The 3,283-nt window shown below is 50.0% G+C and carries 4 protein-coding genes; all 4 read right to left on the bottom strand.

Annotated elements, in window-relative coordinates:
- Positions 1-171 (bottom strand): ATP-binding cassette domain-containing protein (locus D6694_02770; GenBank protein RMH46983.1); only part of this gene is annotated, 171 nt, incomplete at its 3' end.
- Positions 168-1,037, bottom strand: coding sequence for a branched-chain amino acid ABC transporter permease (locus tag D6694_02775; protein RMH46984.1), 870 nt, complete (start codon positions 1,035-1,037; stop codon positions 168-170). The genes D6694_02770 and D6694_02775, both read right to left, overlap by 4 nt.
- Positions 1,034-1,906, bottom strand: coding sequence for a branched-chain amino acid ABC transporter permease (locus D6694_02780; GenBank protein RMH46985.1), 873 nt, complete (start codon positions 1,904-1,906; stop codon positions 1,034-1,036). The genes D6694_02775 and D6694_02780 overlap by 4 nt, the downstream gene beginning before the upstream one ends.
- Positions 1,907-2,814: 908 nt before the next feature.
- On the bottom strand, positions 2,815-3,270 hold the full coding sequence (locus D6694_02785) for a hypothetical protein (GenBank protein ID RMH46986.1): 456 nt from the start codon (positions 3,268-3,270) through the stop codon (positions 2,815-2,817).
- Between the last annotated feature and the right edge of the window lie 13 nt (positions 3,271-3,283).

Genomic DNA, 3,283 nt, shown 5'->3' on the forward strand with positions numbered 1-3,283 from the left:
ACCGGCAGATGGTTTCAAGAATCCGGAAATGATATGGAAGAGCGTAGTTTTTCCAGAGCCGTTCTCCCCAAACAAACTGGTAATAGTTCCTTTGGCGATCACAAAGGAAACATCTTCGAGTACCGTAAGGCCGTTAAAGGATTTGCTGATATGTTCAACCTTCAATATCATTCGAACCTGAATTTACCAAAAAAACCGTGAGGCCGGTACATCACTACGAGAATGAGCACCGTAGCATAAATCATCATCCGCAAGTTGGCGGCAACGGCATCCGGTATATCGACAAACCGCAACAATTCCGGTAGCAGTACATAGAACAAAGCACCTGCAATGGAACCCTTGATCGTTCCCAAGCCTCCTATCAGCACTATTGAAAGAATGAGAATGGATTCATCCAAAGTGAACGAAGTAGGGTCAATAAAGCTGAAATAGGCAGCAAAAAACACCCCTGCGATGGCAGAAACACCACTGGAAATAACTACTGCTATCGTTTTAAAGTAAGCCGGGTTCTTTCCAAAACTCATCATGGCCAATGGATCATCTCTTACACCCTGAAAACAGCGGGAGAGAGGTGTTCGGTGCAGACCTATGAAGAAAACAAGCACCAAAACGGTAGTGATTCCCTCCAGCAACGCGAACGACGATAAAGAGTTAAATGACACTCCGAACAATTCCGGTTTGGGGATGCCGATAATGCCAAATGGTCCATTGGTAAACGACGTCCAGTTGTAGAGTATGGCAAAAACGATAATCTGCCATGCAAGGGTAGCCAGGACAAAGAACAAATCCCGCAAACGAACGGCAAACCATACTACCGGCAGGCAAGCAATGAGATTAAAAGCAATGGCACCCAACAGTGCAATTGGGAAAGAGGCGCCTGCCTGCGTTAACAGCAGAGCAGCTACGTATGCACCAAGGCCATAAAAAGCAGCTTGCGTCAGGGAGAGCAATCCGGAGTAACCGGCCAGCAGGTTCATGGCTAACGCAAGGATGAGATAAGTCTCACACATAATTAGTATGTGCAAAAGGTAATTCATTTTTCCTCTACCCGCATTTTGAATGAAACAATTCCTTCCGTACGCCACAGGATTACTGCAATGAGCAAAAGAAAAGTCAATCCTTCCTTCCATTGGGCGGAAATAAACCATTCCGTAGTAGTCTGAAGGAAAGCGATAAGCAGTGAAGCCAGAATGGTACCGCTTATAGAGCCTTGTCCACCAATGATCACAGCAACTGCAGCGCTTAAGGTGATGGCCATGCCCCGCTGCGGATCCATTCCGGTGTCATACAGTTGAAGGATAGCTGCTATCCCGGCCAACATACTCCCGAGAATCATCATCCATAGGCGGATCGCTTTCGTATTCACACCCAGGACAGAGGCTACCGTCTCTTCGCTGATCATGGCTCTGACTTTCAGGAACCATTGCGTTTTGGACAGTATGAGGATACCAACAATCAGACAGGATGCAGTTACGAGTTGTAGCAACTGGACAGGCGCAATGGTAAGTCCCGCAAACAGTAAACTGCTGCCCAACGCCGGATCAATGTATTTGGTCTCGTTTCCATAGAGTAAGGCAATCAAGTTGATGAGAAAGAGGTAAACGCCAATGGAACTGATCAGCGTAATGGCTTGGCCAGCTTTCCTGTTGGCCAATGGCTGATAAACCAGTTTTTCAATGACCAAGGCAATTATGGCTACTACAACCAGGCTGCCGACCAAGGGCAAAAAACCAAAATCTGAAAACAAAGCCTCGAATTGCAACAGGGCATAAGCACCAGTAACATACAAGGCCCCATGTGCCAAGTGAAACACCTTGGTGGTATTGAAAATCAGGTTGAAGCCCACCGCGACCAAGGCAAGCAGGAGACCTGATACTAGGGTGTTAAACACAAGTTGGGCGTACATCACCTACTTTCTTTCTATTGCTATCCAAATACGGCCTCGATGATTCATGTCGAATACATTCAAAGGCAGCCAAACTTGTTTGTGACTCACGATTCTTCTAACAAAACTACAGCCTTCATGCACAGTGCCTTACCCTAAATGGCCACAATACTTCACCCGATTTACCGCTTGGGTGCAATGCCCCAAATCGGGCTCCATTGTCCATAGTCCAACGCAACCTGCCACCCGATTTTAACGACACGCGTCCAATCACCCAAAGGGGCAGACACTACGCCAGGCCGGAACATACCGATCCATCGGATCACGTCTCAACAAAGACGCCAAAGGGCAGTCTCCATCATTTGGCTCAGCACAAACATGAGAAGGCCCGAGTTTCCTCAAGTTTTCTGGATTGATGTACAAACGAAAAGGCCCAGCGCGAATGGACAGTTTATCTCGCGTGGCCACACCAAATGGCCTGAGACTGCTCTATCTGTTCCCTGCAACCCTGTTGAGCCACACTGTTCATGTTTGTACTACCGGGTGTTTTCAACACGATCCACAACGCCCTAATATACGAAAAACAGTTAATTTCCCCAATAGAACCTTCGTTCATTGTAGTTTGGAACAACTGATCTTGAAGGGAACGAGGGGTGCTCCCAGCCATTTCCGGAGAGGACACGAACAATCAATGGACAATATATTGAGTTGATTTTCAACTAATCACCCCCCATCAAGAAACTGAGGTAAAACTGCATGTTGACTGCGTGCGTCCTGTGCTGCAAGCTCGCGACTGGCAACTCGCTTTTCCGAAAAATCGGAAAAGGCTGCCAGCAACGATGGACAATGGCCCAGCCCAGCGTCACGATATTACGCTGAACTTAACCCATTCTTGCAGGGAATTCATCCCTCGACCCTCGATTGCTCCATCACTCGATATCATCCAGGTTGCGGATCGTGATCTCGTAGTCGTTGAACTGGGCCAGGATGCCCGTCACGTTGACCGTGCCCGTGGGCAGCGGCTCGTTGGCGAAGGTGGCTGCCGAGCGCGTGTACAGGATGATCTGTCCGGTGCCGTCGCTCAGGGTGCGGTTGCCCGAGAAGGTGGCGCCGCCGCTCAGCGTGGCGTTTTCGATCTTGACGAGCGTGCTCTCCCACGTCTCCGCGTTGGCCAGGATCTCGGCTACGGTGGCTACGCGCGGCGCGGGCAGCGTGCCCGTGCCCTTGCTCGTGGCGCGATCGAGGAAGACGTTGTTCACCTGCAGCAGGCCGTTGAACTCGTTGAGCTGCAGACCCGAAACGTCGATCTCGAGCTCCTCGCCCAGGTCGAAGCTGTGGGCCTCGGTGAAGCGCACCACCACCCCGAACTCGCCGTCCTGCAGCACGAGGTTTTGCGGG

It is taken from the genome of Gammaproteobacteria bacterium (assembly GCA_003696665.1).
In the GTDB taxonomy this organism is placed as follows: Bacteria; Pseudomonadota; Gammaproteobacteria; order Enterobacterales.

Excerpts from the sequence above, each read along its gene's own strand:
- D6694_02780 (RMH46985.1), bottom strand. The coding sequence starts at position 1,906 with ATGTACGCCCAACTTGTGTTTAACACCCTAGTATCAGGTCTCCTGCTT.
- D6694_02775 (RMH46984.1), bottom strand. The coding sequence starts at position 1,037 with ATGAATTACCTTTTGCACATACTAATTATGTGTGAGACTTATCTCATC.